The organism is Luteibacter sp. SVR4-7G, from assembly GCF_056755555.1.
In genome coordinates this window covers 1-17,292 of sequence record NZ_JBPGXO010000022.1, presented here as the reverse complement: position 1 = coordinate 17,292, position 17,292 = coordinate 1, and the positions used below count along the sequence as shown (strand labels likewise).

Below are 17,292 nucleotides of genomic sequence, written 5' to 3'. Positions count from 1 at the left end.
GCGGATTATGCTGGATTCAGTGCACCCGGTCGAGGCCCAGCTGGCGCTCCGTGCGCTGGTACCAGTCGTCGCCTTCGGGCTTGAACACGGCGCACTGGGTCATCCGGCCCGAGTAGATGTGCAGGCTGACCGCCACGGCGTCGTCGCTCGGGTTGCGGATGGTGTGGTACTCGTGGGGCGGGATGAGGCTGCCGGCGGAGCCGGGGCCGGCCTGGATCGAGCCCACCGGACGGAAGTGGTAACGCTCGGCCTCGCGGTCGAGGAGTTCGTACTGGACGATCTCCAGGGCGCCGTTCCAGACGCCTTCGACGCACCACATGCCGCAATGGTCGTGGATCAGGGTGCCCTGGCCCGGGCCCCAGGTCATGGCCACCACGCTGTAGCCGTGTTCCTCGCTGCGGTAGAGTTCGCGGCGGGCGTAGTGGTCGCCGGCCGTCTCGAACACGCACCTCGGCAGTTCCACTTCCTGCGAACGGATCAGCCGGCACAGCGCGTTGCGCAGGTTGTCGGTGATGGCCGGGGTGCTCGGCTGCGTAACGGAGGCGTCGATGGCCTCGATGAGCTTGCGGCTGCCCGGGAAGTCGACCGTGATCATGGGTGGAACCTCTGCATGCGTGGCGTGGGGGACGCCGGTCGCCCCCAATCATAGCAAACCGGCCGTCCCCGCCTTGCACAAAGAACTCGTCAGGCCGGCCGCCTCCGCGCCCGCGGGTACATGCGCGTGCCCAGGGGATCGTTGAACGGCCCGAACGAGGCGATGAACGCGGTCTGGTCGTTCCTTTGCGCTCCGGCCAGCCGCTTGTGCTCGGCCAGCACGGCGTCCATCCGCTCGACGGCCGCCACCGCCACGGCCGCCGCGGCAGTATCCCGCAGGGACGACGCCATGCGGTGCAACGCAGAGCCGAACAGGCGCAGCGCGACGGCTTCCAGGTACAGGGCATCGGACATGGAACGGGCCGTCCGGTAGCCATGTGCGACCTGGCGCTCCGCCGCCGACCCCCTGTTGCATTGCAGAAAGTTCAGAAGCTCCTGCGCCGTGTCCTGCTCGGTATTCGAAGCCGCCGCGAGCACCGGATCGACCCATTCGCCCAGGCCCACCGCGCGTGCGCGCGTCGAAACGGTACGCCAGCCGGGGGCGAGGGCGTACCAAACCGACATGCGGCAACCGTCGATGAGGGCCTCGAGGTCTTTGCCGGTCTGTTCGTTGCCGGGTTCGGCGGCTTGCCACGCGGTGAAACGCTTGCGTTGCGCATTGAGGTGCGAATGCAGCGCGGCGATCACGCCCTCTTCGCGAGGTTCCTCCAGGACATAGGCAACGTTGACCGCCATGCCGATCGCATCGCGCGCGAGTGCCCTGGCGCTGACCTCGTGTCCCTGTTCGAGCGCGAGCAGCGCCGTCGCGTGCAGGTCGCTGAGGCCGTGCAGTGCGCACAGCGCGTAGAGGCCAGCGACGTAGCCCTCGTTGGCCTGGAGTTGTCCGGTGCCCCGCGCGAGTTCCTCGTGCGTCGTCCGCATGACGGGGAGATGGCAACGAAGGGCGTGAAGTTGCACCGCCCAGGCCTCACCCTGCGCCGTCTGCAGCGATTTGCCCTGTGTCTGTCCTTCTGCATGACTCATCGAGATACCCTTCTGCCTGTCCGTGCGTACTTGCACCGCCGGCATGCTCGGAAAAGTAGTACGCGATGGCAATAATTCGTTGGCGCCATGGCGCGGAGGCCGCGCCACGCGGCGACATCCCTATTCCGATGGACGCGAGCCGCGATCCGGATGCTTAAGACGATTCGGAAGTGCGAATCAGATCTTCAGCAGGAAGCCGCCGATGGCGCGGCTGTAGTTCTCGATGTCGACGAGGAACGCATCGTGTCCCTGCGGCGAGTCGAGGGCCACGAAGTCCACGCGGGCACCGGCGGCTTCCAGTCCCTTCGCGATGGTCTCCTGCTGTTCCAGCGGAAACAGGATGTCGGTACTCACGCCGATGACCAGGGCCTGTTCGACCTGGATGCGGGCCAGGCCGCGCATCACGTCGCCGTCGCCGTGTTCGGCCACGTCGAACCAGTCGCTGGCCCGCGAGAGGTAGAGGTAGCTGTTCGGATCGAACTGCCGGTTGAAGCGGCGCGCATGGCCTTCGAGGTAGGACTCCACCTGGAACTCGAAACCGAAGGGCGAGCTTCCGTCGCGCTCGTCGGGATCGAGGCGGATGCGCGCGAAGCGGCCATTCCATTCCATGGCCGACCGGTAGGTGATCACGCCGAGCTTGCGCGCGATGCTCATGCCGTGCTCCGGCCACTCGTCGCCGTCGTACTGGCCGCCGTTCCAGTGCGGATCGAGGCGGATGGCCTCGCGCTGCAACGAACGGATGGCAATGGCGAACGGTTGCGCCTGCGGCGCGGTGTCGACGCTGATGTGCGTCCGCGCGCTGCCGGGGTGCAGCAGCATGTATGCCAGCGCGCTCATGCCGCCCATGGAGCAGCCGACGAGGCAGGCCAGTTGCGCGATGCCGAGGCCGTCGGTCACGGCTTCGTAGGCGGCGTTGGCCACGTCTTCCAGTGACAGCTCGGGAAACGTCAGGCGGTACGGCTTGCCCGTGTCGGGATCGATGGAGGCCGGGCAGGTAGACCCTTTGTCGCTGCCCAGCGAGTTCACGCAGATGATGTAGAAGCGATCGGTATCGAACGCACGGCCGGGGCCGATCATGTCTTCCCACCAGCCCGGCGTCGGGTCCTCGGCGTTCGCCGCGGCATGCGCGCTCGGCGAGAGGCCGGTGAGGATGAGGATGGCGTTGTCGCGCGCCGGCGACAGCGTCCCCCAGGTTTCGAATGCCACGCGCGCGCCGCGCAGTTCGCCGCCACGCTTCATGCGGAACGGCGAGGAAAGCGGATGGTAGCGGCGCGCGTCGCCCATGCGAGGCTCCTTACTGATTGCCGTCGATGTTGCCACGCGTGGCATCGGACTGTCCCGCGCCGGCGCGTTTCTCGGCGAGCGTGATCTGCTCGGCGACGGCATGGGCCACGTTGGAATCCGGGTCGAGCAGCGGCTGCAGCTTGCGCCAGGTGGCGGCGGCGTCGGTGTAGCGCTCCTCCTGGAACTGCGCGATGCCCAGCAGCCACAGGGCGCGCTGGCTGTCCGGTTCGATGGCCACGGCGCCGTTCAGCAGGTCCAGGGCGCGGCCCAGGATGCGGTGGTCGGGCCGTACCAGGGAATCGGCCTCCGCCCAGCCGACCATGGCAGCGACGTTCTTCGGATCGGCCTTGAGCGCGTGATCGTAGGCGCTGCGGGCGTCGGCGGGCTGCTTGAGCATGGCGTAGGTCTTGCCGAGCAACACCCAGGCCTGGGCGTCGTCCGGGTGCTCTTTCAGGCGGGCCAGCAACTGGTCGATGGCTTCGCCCACGGTCATGTCCCTGGCCGGTTCCACGCCGCCGAGCGTCGACGGGGTGCCCACCAGCAGGTAGATGCCGGCGCTGCCCAGCGGCACGAGCACCGCGATGGCGACGATCAGGGCGAAGATGCCGCGCGAGCGGCCAAGGCGGCGTCCCTGGCGGACGAGAGGGACGAGCAGCAGGGCGAGCGCGAGGGCAAGCATGGCCCCCGCGGCGAGATAGAACGCGAGAGTCACCAGTCGTCCTCGGTATCGTTGACCGGCGCGGAAGCCGGGGCCTGGCGGGCGCGGCGGCGCACCTGGATGGCGACGACGATGCCGCCGGCGACCAGCAGCAGCGCCGGCCCGAACCAGAGCAGCCATGTCGTGGGTTCGACCGGCGGCTTGTACAGCACGAACTGCGAATAGCGATCCACGAGAAAGGCCTTGATCTCGTTGTCGCTCTTGCCGGCCTGGATCATCTCGAACACCTGGCGGCGCAGGTCGTGCGCGATGGGCGCGTTCGAGTCTGCCAGGGTTTCGTTCTGGCACATCGGGCAGCGCAGTTCGCTGCTGAGCTTCTGGAAACGCACTTCCTCGGCGCGGTCCCGGAACGGCAGCGGCTGGATCGCCTGCGCGGCAGCCAGGGCGGGCAGCAGGCACAGGGCCAGCCAGAGCAGGGCGGCGCGCATCACGGTGTTTCCTTCGCCAGGGCGGCGAGCGCGGGACGGATTTCCTTCTCGAGCACCTCGGGCGTGATGGGGCCGATGCGCTTGTAGCGGATCACTCCCTTCGCATCCACGAGGAAGGTCTCCGGTGCGGCGTACACGCCGAAATCGATGCCGGTGCGTCCGTCGCGATCCGCGACGATCACGTCGAACGGATTGCCGTGTTCGGCAAGCCACGCGCCGGCTGCCTGCGGATCGTCCTTGTAGTTGAAGCCGACGATGGGCAGGCCCAGCTGCTTCACCTCGGTCATCAGCATCGGGTGCTCGTGCACGCACTCGATGCACCAGCTGGCGAACACGTTGAGGAAGTAGGCCTTGCCGAGCAGCGAGGCCTTGTCGATCGTGCGCGACGGCTCGCCGAGCACGGGCAGTGAGAACGCGGGCGCCGGCTTGTCGATCAGCGGCGATACGATCTCGTGCTGGTCGTGCTGCGTGTTCCACCAGATGCCGAAGCCGAACAGGCCGACAAGCAGGAGAAAGCCGAAGAGCGGCAGCAGACGGCTCATGCCGGCGACTCCCCCGTCTTCAGGCCGTTGCCGGCCGGGCGAGCGGCCGGCGTCTCCGCGGCGAGCTTCTTCGCACGGAAGCGCCGTTCGCACGCGGCGAGGAAACCGCCGGCCATCATGAAGAGGCCGCCGAGCCAGATCCAGCGCACGAAGGGCTTGTGGTAGAGCCGCACGGCCCAGGCGCCGCCCACGTCGCCGGCGTCCATCGGTTCACCCAAGGCCACGTAGATGTCGCGGAACAGCCCTGCATCGATGGCCGATTCCGTCTGCACCTGACCGCGCGAATACGTGCGCTTCTGCGGGTGCATCGTCGCGATCGTCTTGCCATCGCGCTGGACCGTGACGACGCCCTCGTCGGCGCGCCAGTTCGGACCCTGCGTCTCTTCCACGCCATCGAAGCGGAAGTCGTAGCCGCCGATGGATTCGACCTGGCCCGGCGCAAGGCGCACGTCGCGCTCCACGCTCAGCGATTCGGAAAGCATCACGCCGATGAGGAAGATCGCGACGCCGGCGTGGGCGACGAGCATGGCGCCCATTTCCGCCGGGTAACGGCGGCCGCGCGGCATCTCGCGCCAGCGCTTCGCCACGTAGGCGAGCGTGCCCGCGCCGACCCACACCGCACCGGCGACGCCCGCGATGGCGCGCAGGTGCCCCTGGGCGAAGAAAGCGGCGGCGATGGCACAGACGATGGCCGCGACACCGGCGCGCAGCGCCATGGCCGTGAGCTGGCGGCCCTCGGCATGGCCCCAGCGCAGGTACGGGCCGAACGGCAGCAACAGCACCGCTGGCGCCATCAACAGCACGAACAGGAAACCGAAGTAGGGCGGCCCGACCGACACGCGGCCGAGGTTCAGCGCGTCGCCGATCAGGGGGAACAACGTGCCCAGCAGCACCATCGCCGCCGCCGTGGTGAACAGCAGGTTGGCGATCATGATCCCGGTCTCGCGCGACAGCGGTGCGAACGGCTTGCCGGTGGCGACTTTCGGCGCGCGGATCGCGTAAAGCAGCAGCGAGCCGCCGATGACGACCACGAGGAAACCGAGGATGTAGAGGCCGCGGCGCGGATCGGAAGCGAAGGCATGCACCGACGTCAGCACGCCGGAGCGCACGAGGAAGGTACCCAGCAGCGAGAGCGAGAACGCGAACAGCGAAAGCAGGACCGTCCATGCCGGCAGCGAACCGCGTTTCTCCGTCACGGCCTGCGCATGGATCAGCGCGACGCCCACCAGCCACGGCATGAACGACGCGTTCTCCACCGGGTCCCAAAACCACCAGCCGCCCCAACCCAGTTCGGCGTAGGCCCACCAGCTGCCGGCGACGATGCCCAGGGTGAGGAACGCCCAGGCCACGTTGGTCCAGGGGCGTGCCCAGCGCACCCAGGCCTGTTCCATGCCGCCGCCGAGCAGGGCGGCAATGGAGAACGCGAAGGCCACGGAGAAACCCACATAGCCCATGTAGAGCACGGGCGGGTGGAAGGTCATGCCCGGGTCCTGCAGCACCGGATTGAGATCGGCGCCGTCCGCCGGCATCGGCAGTTCGCGCAGGAACGGGTTCGAGGTGAATAGGATGAAGGCGAGGAAGCCCACGCCGATGAGGCCCAGTACACCGAGCACACGGGCCACGAAGGCCTCGGGCAGGTGGCGGCTGAAGGCGGCCAGCGCCAGCGACCAGACGTTGAGGATGAACACCCACAGCAGCATCGAGCCTTCGTGCGCGCCCCACACCGCGGTGATGCGGTAATACCAGGGCAGGGCGAGGTTCGAATTGTCGGCCACGTACGCCACGGAGAAGTCGTAGCTGAGGAAGGCGTAGACGAGGATCGCCATGGCGGCGAACACGAACACGGCCTGGCCCGCGGCGGTGGGGCGTGCCGTGGCGATCAGCGCGGCGTTGCCGCGCCAGGCGCCCACGATCGGCAGCACGCCCTGGGCGAGGGCGAGGATCAACGCGAGGACGAGGGCGAACTGGCCGAGTTCGGGGATCATTTCATCGGATCCTTCATGGCCTTGTCGTCGATCTTGCGGTTCTCGTGCGCCTTGGCCATCGCGTCCTTGAGCTCCTTCGGCATGTAGTTCTCGTCATGCTTGGCGAGCACTTCACTGGCGATGAAGCGGCCGCTGTCCATGCGCCCCGTGGCGATCACGGACTGGTTGTCGCGGAACAGGTCGGGAAGGATGCCCGTGTATTCCACCGGCATCGCACCCGCATCGTCCACGACGATGAAGCTCACCTTCAAAGTATCGGCGGCACGCTGGATGGAACCGGCCTTCACCATGCCACCGAGGCGGAAGGTGGCGTACTGCGTCGCCTGGCCCTCCTGCACCTGGCTGGGGGTGAACAGGTAGTTCATGTTCCGCTGCAGGGCGAACACGATGAGGCCGACCGCGACGGCGGCGGCGGCGACGACCGAAATCACGATGGCGAGGCGGCGTTTACGCGTTGGATTCATTGTTGCGAGCGGTTCCCGGCCGGCGGCGGTTTTCCTGGCGCGCGATGCGTGCGCGGAGTTCGCGCAGGTTGCGTCGGCGCCGGGCCAACGGGGCCAGCGTGTCGATCAAGAGGACGATGAAAAAGACGGCGACGGCGGACCACACGTAGAACCCGTACGCGCCCATGGCGAGGTCCAGGTTCATGCGCCGCTCCCGTCGCGGCCGGCGAGCAGCTCGCGCACCCAGCCCTTGCCGCCTTCGGAGGCGATGAGGTCGGCGCGAACGCGGGCGAACAGGCTGGCGACGTAGTAGAGCTTGGTGGCGGCCATCATGGTCAACAGGGGCCAGAGCATGCTGGCCTCGATGTGCGACGGACCGAGCAGCCGCACCGTGGAACCCTGGTGCAGCGTGTTCCACCAGTTCACCGAGAAGTGCACGATGGGCACGTTCACCGCACCGACGAGTACGAGGAAGGATGCCGCGCGCGCGCCCTGCCGGCGATCCTCGAAAGAGTGGTAAAGCCCGACCACGCCGAGGTAGATGAAGAGCAGCACCAGCTCCGAGGTGAGCCGCGCGTCCCAGGTCCACCACGTGCCCCACATCGGCTTGCCCCAAAGGGAACCCGTGACGAGGGTGATGAAAGTGAACGCGGCGCCGACCGGCGCGGATTCCATCGCCACGACTTCGGCGATCTTGATTCGCCAGACCAGGCCCACGAAGGCGGCCACGGCCATCGCGCCGTAGATGAACAGGCTCATCCACGCGCTGGGCACGTGCAGGAAGATGATGCGGTACGCATCGCCCTGCTGGTAATCCGCAGGGGCGACGAAGAGGCCGCCATACAGCGCCACCAGCCCCAGTACGAGCGCAAGACCCAGCGCCCAGGGCCGGACGGCGCCGGCGAAGCGGTAGAACACCGGCGGCGAGCCGAGGCGGTGTAGCCAGAGTGGAACCCAGTTAGCCATCGATCCTCGTCGCGATTCGGTCTAGCACCGTGGGTCCCCCGTTCGGGCCGCACGGTTGCGTACGTTCATGTGTCCATGGCGATGCGCAGCGCGGCGGCGCAGGCCAGCGGCGCGAGGACCAGCGCCATGACGAGGCCGGCGCCAAGCCAGGCGATCGGCGCGATCCACGGCAGCCCTTCCTGCGCGGCGGCCACGGCTCCGGCGGCGAAGATCACGACCGGCACGCACAACGGCAGCAACATGAGCGCGAGAAGCATACCAGAGCGCCTCGATCCGGCCGTCAGCGCGACCAGCACCGCCCCGAGCAGGCTCAGCAGCGGCGTCGCAAGACCCAGTGCGATGAGCAGCACCGGCGTCGCGGCCGGCGGAAGTTTCAGCATGCCGGCCAGCAGCGGCGCCACGACGATCAGCGGCAGCGACGAGGTGATCCAGTGGGCGAGGATCTTCATGCCCACCAGCAGGGCCAGCGGCTGCGGCGCGAGCATCAGCTGCTCCATCGAGCCATCCTCGATGTCCGCCCGGAACAGGTGGTCCAGCGAAAGCAACACGGCCAGCACGACCGTGACGAACACCACGCCGCCGGCGATGCGGGCGAGCAAGGTGGGCTCGGGGCCCAGCGCGAAGGGAAACAGGGTGGCGACGATGACGGCGTAAAGCACCGGCATGGCGATGTCGCCCCGGCGCCGCCAGGCCAGGGTGAGGTCGCGCCGGAGCACGGCGGCGCACGCGGCGGGCGTGCTGCCGGGTGTCATGCGTGCAGCCGGATGCGTCGCGGCTCGCCGCCGGCGAACCTCACCGCACCATGGCTGGTGACGAGCGCGGCGCCGCCGCGCGCGGCGTGGCCTTCGAGCAGGCGGTTCACCAGCGCGATGCCTTCACGGTCGAGATTGGCGTAGGGCTCGTCCAACAGCCACACGCGCGCGGGCACGAGCAGCAGACGGGCCAGGGCGGCGCGTTTCTTCTGTCCGGCGGAGAGACGGCGCACGGGTTCGTCCTCGAAACCGGCAAGGCCGACTTCCGCCAGCGCCGAGGCGGCGTCGCTGTTCTCGCGCTGACCGTAGAGTCCGGTACTCACGCGCAGGTTTTCGCGGGCGGAGAGGTCCAGCTTCAGTCCCAGGTGGTGGCCGAGGAAGACGACCGCGCCTGCCATGGTGTCGAGCGAGAACGCGGCGCCGTCCAGCCGCACCTCGCCCTCGCCGGGACGCAGCATGCCGGTGAGCACGCGCATGAGGGTGGTCTTGCCACTGCCGTTGTCGCCTTCGACCAGCGCGATCTCGCCCGGATGCAAGGCGAAATCCAGGGGTCCGAACACGGGCTCGTCCTGGCGCAGGAAGCTGAGCGCGCGGGCTTCGAGCAGTGGGACGGGTCCGGAAGCAGAAATCATCCCGCGATTGTTGCCGCCACGAGCAACATTGTCCATGTAGGAGCGCGCCTTGCGCGCGACAGCTTTTCGGCTCAGTCCTCAAACCTGGCGCGCCAGCCTTGAGGGCACGGCCTCAAAAGATGTCGCGCGCAAGGCGCGCTCCTACAGGACAAGGTTCGCTGCTACAGGAGGGGCGGCAGCGGGGGCAGGGTGGCTTCCAGCGTGCGCACCGCGGCATCCAGGTCTACCGATGCCACGGTCTCGTGTCCTTTCAGCAGCTGCTCCACCAGCACATCCTGCGCGCGGCCGCGCTCCAGTGCGTACGCGTAGGGCAGGTGCGTGAAGGTGACCATGCGGTAGCGCGGCAGGTAGTGCGTGGGCGAACGCTCCGCGAGCAGGGCGCCGAGCTCGCGCTTGCGCAGGTAGTGCGGATCGGCGACCGAGTGGCGCATTTCCATGTAGTTTTCCAGTGCCATCTGCGCGATGGCGTCGGCGTTCGGCTTGCGCTTCGCTTCGAACGCGGCGAAGACCGCCGTGGCATCGTCCGGCTGCGCCGCGAAAAGCTCGGCCAGCTCGGCTGCGTCCTCGAAACCGCAGTTCATGCCCTGGCCGTGGAAGGGCACGATCGCGTGCGCGGCGTCGCCGATCAGCAGCGCGCGTCCGCCGACGTGCCAGCGGTCCAGGTACAGCGTGCCCAACGTGCCTACCGGATGGGCCGCCCAATCGGCCGCGAAATCCGGCATGAGGGCCAGCGCGTCGGGGAAGTCGGTGCGGAAGAACGCCTCGGCGGCACCGGCTCCGGCAATCGTGCGGAAGCTCGGGTGCGCGCCGTCGTTCGGCAGGAACAGCGTGACGGTGAAGCTGCCTTCGCGGTTCGGCAAGGCGATGCACATGTAGTGGCCGCGCGGCCAGATATGCAGGGCGTTGCGTTCGATGGCGAAGGGCGCGGCGGGATCGGTGCCGGACGGGATCTCGAGTTCCTTGTACCCGTGCCCCAGTTCTTCCACGCGCTCGCCCAGCGGCGCATGGGCATGCATCGCCGCGCGCAGCGCCGAGCCGGCGCCATCGGCACCGATCACCACCGGCGCCTCGACCGTACGCTCGGCGCCGTCGGCGTCGCGCAGCCGCAACGTCCCGGCATCGAGGTCGGCGCTCACCAGCCCCTGGTCGAAATGCACCGTGGCGCCCGCCGCTTCGGCGGCATCGAGCATCAGGGTGTTGAGGCCGCCGCGGGATACCGACCAGATCACCTCGGAATCGTCCACGCCGTAGCGCTGCAGCCCGCTGTGGCCGGCCGGGTCATGGACCATCCGGCCGCGCATCATCACGGCCTGCGCCAGCACCTGATCCGCGAGGCCCGTGGCGCGCAGGGCATGCAGCCCACGCTCGGCCAGGGCGAGATTGATCGAACGGCCGCCCAGGAAACCCGCCTTACGGGGATCCGGGCGCTTTTCGTAGACGGTGACGCGGAAACCGCGCTGGGTCAGCAGGGTGGCGACCAGGGCACCGACCAGTCCGGCGCCGACCACGGCGATGTCGTTACGGGGCATGGCGACCTTCGTCCGGACGCAATATTGCGGGGCAGCGCATCGTGCGCCGCAGCGCCGCCGGAGGCAAGAGCGCCCCGGCGAGGCTCAGCCGGCTTTCTTGCCGGTGCGCGGGGCGGGCCGCACGGGCTCCGCCGGCTTCGCCGTGGCGGCGTCGAGGAAACCGCGCTGCATCGACTTCCAGACGTCGAGGTTGCGCTCGGTCATCTCGTTGAGCATGGACCAGGGCGTCTGCCCCATCAGGCTGTTGAGCTGGTTGCGGAACTGCTGCTGCTGGTCCAGGAACACCTGCAGGCTGCGCTCCAGGTACGGCCCCATGAAGCCCTGCAGCGAGTCTCCGTAAAAACGGATGATGTGCGACAGCAACTGCGGCGAGAGCATCGGCTGGCCATGTTCCTCGTGCTCCGCGATGATCTGCAGCAGGACCGAACGGGTCAGGTCTTCGCCCGACTTGGCGTCGCGAACCTCGAAAGTTTCCCCGTCGAGCACCAGCTGGCGGACTTCCTCCAGCGTGATATAGCTCGAGATTTCCGTGTCATAGAGACGACGGTTCGGATACTTTTTGATGATGCGTAGGGTTTGTGCCATGCGGCGAAAACTACCACGAGGTATTGCGCCGCACCAGTTGCCGCAGGTCACTGTAATCGATTACGGATTTCACAAAGCTCTTTGGATCGATTTAGGTAACAGCCATTTAATGCGCGGCCGCACCGCCTGCGTTGCCGAACGGCGGTTTCGCAAACCAGAGGATGGGAATGAGCGCCAGGAACAGGATGGCGCAACCCCAGAAGACGTCGTTCACCGCCAGCGTGGCCGCCTCGCGCGTCACCAGCTGGTCGACCACGGCGAGCCCCGGTTTGCCCGGAATGCCGAGCGAGGTGAGCTTCTGCGTGAACGCCGTGGTCGCCGGCGAGGCGTGCGTCACGTACTCGGTCAGCGACGCATGATGGGAATCCGTCCGGTGCTGCCACAAGGTGACGGTGAGCGCGGTCGACACGCTGGAAGCGAGCGTGCGGCAGAAATTCGCCAGCCCCGAGGCACCGGCGATCTGGTCGGGATTGAGTCCGGACAGGAAGATCTGGTTCAGCGGGATGAAGAAACAGGCGATGGCGATGCCCATGATGAAGCGCGGGACCACCAGCGCCGAGAACGAGGCACCGCTGTTGAAGCCCGCGAACCAGAACGAGGTGAAGGCGAACACGATGAAGGCGAAGGTCACCACCGCGCGCAGTTCCAGGCGCTGGATGTTCCTGCCGATGAAAGGCGAGACCAGGAAGGCCAGGATGCCTACCGGCGCGGTGGCGAGGCCGGCCCAGGTAGCCGTGTAGCCGAGCGTGGTCTGCAGCCAGAGCGGGAACACCACGTTGATGCCGAAGAAGGCGAGCATGCCCAGCGACAGCGCGGTCACGCCGATGGCGAAGTTGCGCCGCGCGAACAGTGACAGGTCCACCACCGGATGCTTCGCGGTGAGCTCCCAGATGACGAGGAACACCAGGGTGACGAGGGCGATGAGGCCCAGCGTGAGGATCATCGGCGAGGCGAACCAGTCGTGGTCGTTGCCGTTGTCCAGCATGAACTGCAGGCAGCCCACGCCGATCACCAGCAATGCGAGGCCCACGGTATCGATGGGTGCCTTCACGATCTTCGTTTCGCGGCGGCGCAGGATGGCCCACGTGACGACGCCCGCGGCCGCACCGACCGGCACGTTGATGTAGAAGATCCACGGCCAGGAGAAGTTGTCGGTGAGGTAGCCGCCGAGGATCGGACCGAAGATGGGTGCGACCACCACCGTCATCGCCCACATCGCCAGGGCGATGCCTTGCTTGGTCTTCGGGTAGCTCGCCAGCAGCAGCGACAGCGACAAGGCCACCATCGGCCCCGAGCCCGCGCCCTGCATCAGGCGGAAGATCACCAGCATGGGCATGTTGGTGGCAAGGCCGCAGAGCATCGAGAACGCGACGAACAGGCCCACCGAGGCGCAGAACGTCCGTACTTCGCCGAAGCGTTTCGCCAGCCAGCCCGTGAGCGGCTGCATGATCGCGCTGGCCAGCGCGTACGAGCTGATCGCCCAGGTGCCTTCGCTTGCACTCACGCCGAGGCTGCCGGCGATGTGCGGCACGGCCACGTTGACGATGGTCATGTCGAGGATCTCCATGAAGGTGGAGAACGCGACGGCGATCGTCAGCAGGACCAGGGGGCCGCCATGCAGCGGCTTCGGTCCACCGTTGGCGGGGGTTTCCGCGGGGGCGGTATCGTCGCTCAAGGGGCGCTGGCTCCGAGGTTGGCGCGAACGATGGTGTCGGCGGCGGCGTCCGCCTTGGCGGCCACCTCGTCATACACGCGGGTCTGCGCGACCGGCACCGTGGAGGGCTGCCGCGCGAGCACGTCGCCCTTGTCGTCGGTGATGTCGACGGTGACCTTGGTCGAGAGTCCGATGCGCAGCGGATGCCTGTCGAGGTCCTTCGGATCCAGCGCGATGCGCACCGGTACGCGCTGCACCACCTTGATCCAGTTGCCCGTGGCGTTCTGCGCGGGCAACAGCGAGAACGCACTGCCGGTGCCGGCACCGAGGCCGACGACCTTACCGTGGTAATCGACGTCGCCGCCGTAGATGTCGGCCTCGATCTTCGCCGGCTGGCCGATGCGCACGTGGCGCAGCTGGGCTTCCTTGAAGTTGGCGTCGACCCAGAGATCGCGCAGCGGCACCACCGTCATCAACTGCTGGCCGGGTTGCACGCTGTTGCCCACCTGCACGCTGCGCTGGGCGACGTAACCGTCGATGGGCGCGACGATCGCGTTGCGCTGCGCGGCGATCCACGCCTGGCGGAAGTTGGCGCGTGCCTGTGCCACCGCGGGATTGCCCTCGACATCGCTGCCGTCGACGAGCGCGCGGGCGGCGTCGGCCTGGCGTTGCGCGGCATCCAGCGCGGATTGCGCGCTGGTGACGGCGTCGCGGGCGTGCTGCACTTCTTCAGGTGCCACGGCTTTTTCGGCGAGCAGCGGCACGCGGCGCTTGAGATCGTCCTGAGCGCGTTTCAGGTCCTGCCTGCGCGCAATCAGGGCCGCGTCGGCGCTCGCGGCGGATTGCGTCTGCTGGCGTACCTGGCGCACGGCCTGGGCGAGGGCGCTGCCCGCCTTGCGCAGGGCGACGTCGGCATCCGTGGGGTCGAGGCGAACGAGCACCTGGCCGGCGTTCACGCGCTGGGTATCGTCCGCGTACACACCCACGACAATGCCCGGCACCTGCGCCGAAATTCCCACCTGGTTGCCGCCGATGTAGGCGTCGTCGGTGGTCTCCCGCTTCGAGAAGACGAACAGCCAGAGCAGGAACCAGATCAGGCCGGCAAGGACGAACACGATCAGCGCGATGAGCAGCGCGCGGCCGCGCTTGCGCTTGTCCTTGGGCGCGTTACCGCCGTCGTCCTGTTCGCGCTTGGTATCGTTGGGAGAGGCGCTCATGGGCTCGTGGCTCCGTGGGTGCTTGAAGTCGTGGACGGGGATTCGACGGGCTCGGCGCGGTAGCCGCCGCCAAGCGCCTTGATGAGTGCGACATCGGTGGAGAGGGCCTGCGCGTGCAGTTCGGCATCCATGTCCTGCTGCTGGATCAGCGCGGCCTCCGTGGCCAGCGACTCGCGGTCGTCGCGCACGCCGCGGGCCGCGCGGGCGCGGGCGGTGGCGAGCAAGGCATGGGCCGCATCGATCTGCGTGGCTTGCTGGACCCTTCGGTTGGCGAGTTGCTGCGCGCCCAATGCCTGGGTGGCGACGTCGCGTGCGGCGGAGGCCACGGTGGCGTTGTACTGCGCCACGGCGGCGTCCAGCTGAGCACGGCTTACGCCATGGTTCGCTTCCAGCGCGCCGCCCTCGAAAATCGGCAAGTGGATCGCGGGGGTGAGCGAGAACACGCGGCTGTCGGCGGAGAAGACCTTGTCCATGTCGATGCTCGACAGGCCGGCCATGGCGCTCAGGCTCACGTCGGGGAAGAACTGCGCCCGGGCCGCATCGGTCTGGCGCAGCGCGGCTTCCACCTGCCAGCGGCTGGCGGCGATGTCGGGGCGGCGCGCCATGAGGTCGGTGCCTGCATCGGATGGCAGGCCCGGGGTAACCTCGGGCAGGGCGCGCGGCGCGAGCGTGGACAATTCCGCCGGCGCCACGCCGACCAGCGTGGCGATCGACGCGCGGCGAATATCGGCCGAGCCTTGCAGGGCCGTGCGCTGCTGGCGGGCGCCGGCCAGTTCGGCACGCGCCTGCTGCGCGGTGTCGGGTACGTCCACGCCCTGCTTCACGCGCAGTTCGGCGATACGCAGCGCGCGCTCGCGCACCGCGACGAGCCGGTCGGCCAGCGCGACGCGTGCCTCGTCGGCAAGCCAGCCGAAGTACGTGTCGGCCACCATCGCCTGGATGCCGAGCGACGCGGCCGAACGTTCGGCTTCCGCGGCACGTGCGCTGTCGATGGCCGATTCGATCGCGTAGCGCTTCTTGCCCCACCAGTCGAAGTCGTAGCGGACCTGGATGCCGAGGTCGGCCTGGTTGTACCAGGTGAAGCCCAGGAACTGCGACGGAATGAGGCCGTGCTCGCTCATGCGCTGGCGCGCCACCTGGCCGCTGCCGTCCACGCGAAGGCCGGACTGCGCCGCCGCGACGCGGATGTTCTGCTCCGCGGAGGAGACGCGTGCCCGCGCCTGGGCCAGGTCGGGCGCGCCGCGCAAGGCCATGTCCATCAGCGTGTCGAGCTGTGGGTCGCCATAGGCGCGCCACCAGTCGGCGGCGGGCCATCCGGCGCGCTGGGCCGTGGACAGGCCCGCGAGCGGGGCTTCGTCGCGGAGGGCGGGCCGCTCGATCTTCGCCGGCACGTGGCAGGCGGCCAGCAGCGCGGCGACCGCGCACGCGAGCAGGGCGGGGCGGAGCGAGGCAGGATTCATGGGGAAGCGTCCGGTTCGACCAGCGGGTCGATATGCAGGGCGAGTTTCTTCAGCAGGCGCTCGAAGGTCTTCCGCTCGCTGGCGCTGAAACAGGCGAAGGATTCGATCACCGGCGGAAACAGGGGAGGCAGCATCTTGGTGACGAAACGCCGTCCCGCCGGGGTGATGCGGAGGACCACCTGGCGCCGGTCGTGCGTCGCATGCGCCCGGGAAATCAGGCCGCGCTTGGTCAGCGCGTTGGCGATGCGCGTCATGTTCGTGGGCTTCTGTTCGGCGAGGGAGCACAGTTCGCCGGGGCTCGCGGTGCCGTCCTCGCTGCTGTACAGCATCATCAGCGTGCGGAAATCGCTGTCGTTCAGGCCATAGGGCTTGAGCTTGCTCTCGAAGCTGCGCAGCAGCGCCCCTGCCGTCATCATCAGCATGCGTACGAGGAGCACCTCGGACACGGGCATCTCGGGAATGCGCTGGGCAACGCGGCCGACGCCTTCGTACATGGCCTCGACATGCGGTTTGAGACTCGACATTTCGCTGGCTAATAGTTCGCTGGTGAAATATCAGGCTAGCAAGGATATCCTCACCACCGCAATATGCCGGCGCTCACAACCGGAACAGGTCGACGGCGTTGGCCGTGGTCCGCGCGGCGACCTGCTCCTCGGACTCGCCGCGCAGGCGCGCCACCGTCTGCAGCACGTCGAGCATGTACGCCGGCTCGTTGCGCTCCCCGCGGTGGTGGGAGCACGGCTGGTCGGGAGCATCCGTCTCCAGCAGCAGCCATTCCAGCGGCATGTTGGCCACGACCCGGTGGATGCGCTGTGCGCGATCGTACGTCACCGGGCCGCCGATGCCGATGTGGAAGCCGAGTTCGAACAGCTGCCGCGCCTGCTCTTCGCTGCCGGAAAAACTATGGACCACGCCCCGGAGTCCGCCGACTCGGCGCAGCGTGTGGATGACTTCCTCGAAAGCGCGGCGCGCATGGACGATCACCGGCAGGTCGTGCGCCTTGGCGATGTGCAGCTGGCGCAGGAACAGGTCGCGCTGGCGATCCGGATCCAGCCCCTCGACGAAGAAATCGAGCCCGATTTCGCCGACGGCCACTGCGCCGCGGTTCTCGAGCCACGCCGGAAGTTCGTCCAGGTGCTCGTCGCGATGATGGTCGAGGAAGAGCGGGTGCAGGCCGTAGGCTGCGAAGACTCCCTTCTGTGACGCGGCCAAAAGCTCGACGTTCTCCCAGTTTCCGCGATCGATGGCAGGTACGATCCAGCGCCGCACGCCGGCCTCGGTGGAGCGCTCGAACATGTCGCCGCGGTCGCCGTCGAACGAACGGTCGTCCAGGTGTGCATGGGTGTCTACGAGGTCGAGCATGTGGGTGTGATGCCTGGATGAACCTAAGCGGGAGTCTAAGGCGTCGTTCAGTTTAGCGATTGTCAAATGGGACCGAGGCGGCTGAACCGCCGATCCACAGTGGAGATAGGGTATGAGC

General features: G+C 68.0%; 19 protein-coding genes. All 19 read right to left on the bottom strand.

Features of this window, described 5'->3' with window-relative positions; translation table 11 throughout:
• Positions 1-16: 16 nt before the first annotated feature.
• The gene (locus ACR9ZH_RS10135; RefSeq protein WP_481290640.1) at positions 17-595 is read right to left on the bottom strand and encodes a cysteine dioxygenase family protein; all 579 of its coding nucleotides are present in this window, start codon (positions 593-595) and stop codon (positions 17-19) included.
• Positions 596-684: 89 nt separating this feature from the next.
• On the bottom strand, positions 685-1,617 hold the full coding sequence (locus ACR9ZH_RS10130) for a hypothetical protein (protein WP_481290639.1): 933 nt from the start codon (positions 1,615-1,617) through the stop codon (positions 685-687).
• A gap of 177 nt (positions 1,618-1,794) precedes the next feature.
• On the bottom strand, positions 1,795-2,901 hold the full coding sequence (metX, locus tag ACR9ZH_RS10125) for a homoserine O-acetyltransferase MetX (protein WP_481290638.1): 1,107 nt from the start codon (positions 2,899-2,901) through the stop codon (positions 1,795-1,797).
• A 10-nt stretch (positions 2,902-2,911) separates the two neighbouring features.
• Positions 2,912-3,613, bottom strand: a complete 702-nt coding sequence (locus ACR9ZH_RS10120) for a tetratricopeptide repeat protein (protein ID WP_481290637.1) — start codon at positions 3,611-3,613, stop codon at positions 2,912-2,914.
• Complete coding sequence (locus ACR9ZH_RS10115) at positions 3,610-4,047, bottom strand: cytochrome c-type biogenesis protein (protein WP_481290636.1); 438 nt, start codon at positions 4,045-4,047, stop codon at positions 3,610-3,612. The genes ACR9ZH_RS10120 and ACR9ZH_RS10115 overlap by 4 nt, the downstream gene beginning before the upstream one ends.
• Entirely contained in the window at positions 4,047-4,589 is a 543-nt protein-coding gene (locus ACR9ZH_RS10110) for a DsbE family thiol:disulfide interchange protein (RefSeq protein ID WP_481290635.1), read from the bottom strand. The genes ACR9ZH_RS10115 and ACR9ZH_RS10110 overlap by 1 nt, the downstream gene beginning before the upstream one ends.
• Positions 4,586-6,574 carry a heme lyase CcmF/NrfE family subunit gene (locus tag ACR9ZH_RS10105; RefSeq protein WP_481290634.1) on the bottom strand — a complete coding sequence of 663 codons (1,989 nt, stop codon included), beginning with the start codon at positions 6,572-6,574 and terminating at the stop codon, positions 4,586-4,588. The genes ACR9ZH_RS10110 and ACR9ZH_RS10105 overlap by 4 nt, the downstream gene beginning before the upstream one ends.
• Positions 6,571-7,038, bottom strand: a complete 468-nt coding sequence (gene ccmE / locus ACR9ZH_RS10100; RefSeq protein ID WP_481290633.1) for a cytochrome c maturation protein CcmE — start codon at positions 7,036-7,038, stop codon at positions 6,571-6,573. The genes ACR9ZH_RS10105 and ccmE overlap by 4 nt, the downstream gene beginning before the upstream one ends.
• Positions 7,022-7,222, bottom strand: coding sequence for a heme exporter protein CcmD (ccmD, locus tag ACR9ZH_RS10095; RefSeq protein WP_481290632.1), 201 nt, complete (start codon positions 7,220-7,222; stop codon positions 7,022-7,024). The genes ccmE and ccmD overlap by 17 nt, the downstream gene beginning before the upstream one ends.
• Positions 7,219-7,983, bottom strand: coding sequence for a heme ABC transporter permease (locus tag ACR9ZH_RS10090; RefSeq protein WP_481290631.1), 765 nt, complete (start codon positions 7,981-7,983; stop codon positions 7,219-7,221). Before ACR9ZH_RS10090 ends, ccmD begins: the two co-directional genes overlap by 4 nt.
• Before the next feature lie 65 nt (positions 7,984-8,048).
• Complete coding sequence (ccmB, locus tag ACR9ZH_RS10085; RefSeq protein WP_481290630.1) at positions 8,049-8,735, bottom strand: heme exporter protein CcmB; 687 nt, start codon at positions 8,733-8,735, stop codon at positions 8,049-8,051.
• Complete coding sequence (gene ccmA, locus ACR9ZH_RS10080; RefSeq protein WP_481290687.1) at positions 8,732-9,367, bottom strand: cytochrome c biogenesis heme-transporting ATPase CcmA; 636 nt, start codon at positions 9,365-9,367, stop codon at positions 8,732-8,734. The genes ccmB and ccmA overlap by 4 nt, the downstream gene beginning before the upstream one ends.
• A 161-nt stretch (positions 9,368-9,528) precedes the next feature.
• The gene (locus ACR9ZH_RS10075) at positions 9,529-10,896 is read right to left on the bottom strand and encodes an FAD-dependent oxidoreductase (protein ID WP_481290629.1); all 1,368 of its coding nucleotides are present in this window, start codon (positions 10,894-10,896) and stop codon (positions 9,529-9,531) included.
• An 84-nt stretch (positions 10,897-10,980) separates the two neighbouring features.
• Positions 10,981-11,481: a polyhydroxyalkanoate synthesis repressor PhaR gene (phaR, locus tag ACR9ZH_RS10070; protein ID WP_072322177.1), complete on the bottom strand. Its 501-nt coding sequence runs from the start codon at positions 11,479-11,481 to the stop codon at positions 10,981-10,983.
• Between the two features lie 106 nt (positions 11,482-11,587).
• Positions 11,588-13,156 carry a DHA2 family efflux MFS transporter permease subunit gene (locus ACR9ZH_RS10065; RefSeq protein WP_481290628.1) on the bottom strand — a complete coding sequence of 523 codons (1,569 nt, stop codon included), beginning with the start codon at positions 13,154-13,156 and terminating at the stop codon, positions 11,588-11,590.
• Positions 13,153-14,352: an EmrA/EmrK family multidrug efflux transporter periplasmic adaptor subunit gene (locus tag ACR9ZH_RS10060; RefSeq protein WP_481290627.1), complete on the bottom strand. Its 1,200-nt coding sequence runs from the start codon at positions 14,350-14,352 to the stop codon at positions 13,153-13,155. Before ACR9ZH_RS10060 ends, ACR9ZH_RS10065 begins: the two co-directional genes overlap by 4 nt.
• Complete coding sequence (locus ACR9ZH_RS10055; protein WP_481290626.1) at positions 14,349-15,812, bottom strand: efflux transporter outer membrane subunit; 1,464 nt, start codon at positions 15,810-15,812, stop codon at positions 14,349-14,351. The genes ACR9ZH_RS10060 and ACR9ZH_RS10055 overlap by 4 nt, the downstream gene beginning before the upstream one ends.
• A complete protein-coding gene (locus ACR9ZH_RS10050; protein ID WP_481290625.1) occupies positions 15,809-16,336 on the bottom strand; it encodes a MarR family winged helix-turn-helix transcriptional regulator in 528 nt (175 codons plus the stop codon). Before ACR9ZH_RS10050 ends, ACR9ZH_RS10055 begins: the two co-directional genes overlap by 4 nt.
• 73 nt (positions 16,337-16,409) lie before the next feature.
• On the bottom strand, positions 16,410-17,174 hold the full coding sequence (locus ACR9ZH_RS10045; protein ID WP_481290624.1) for a TatD family hydrolase: 765 nt from the start codon (positions 17,172-17,174) through the stop codon (positions 16,410-16,412).
• Positions 17,175-17,292: the final 118 nt, after the last annotated feature.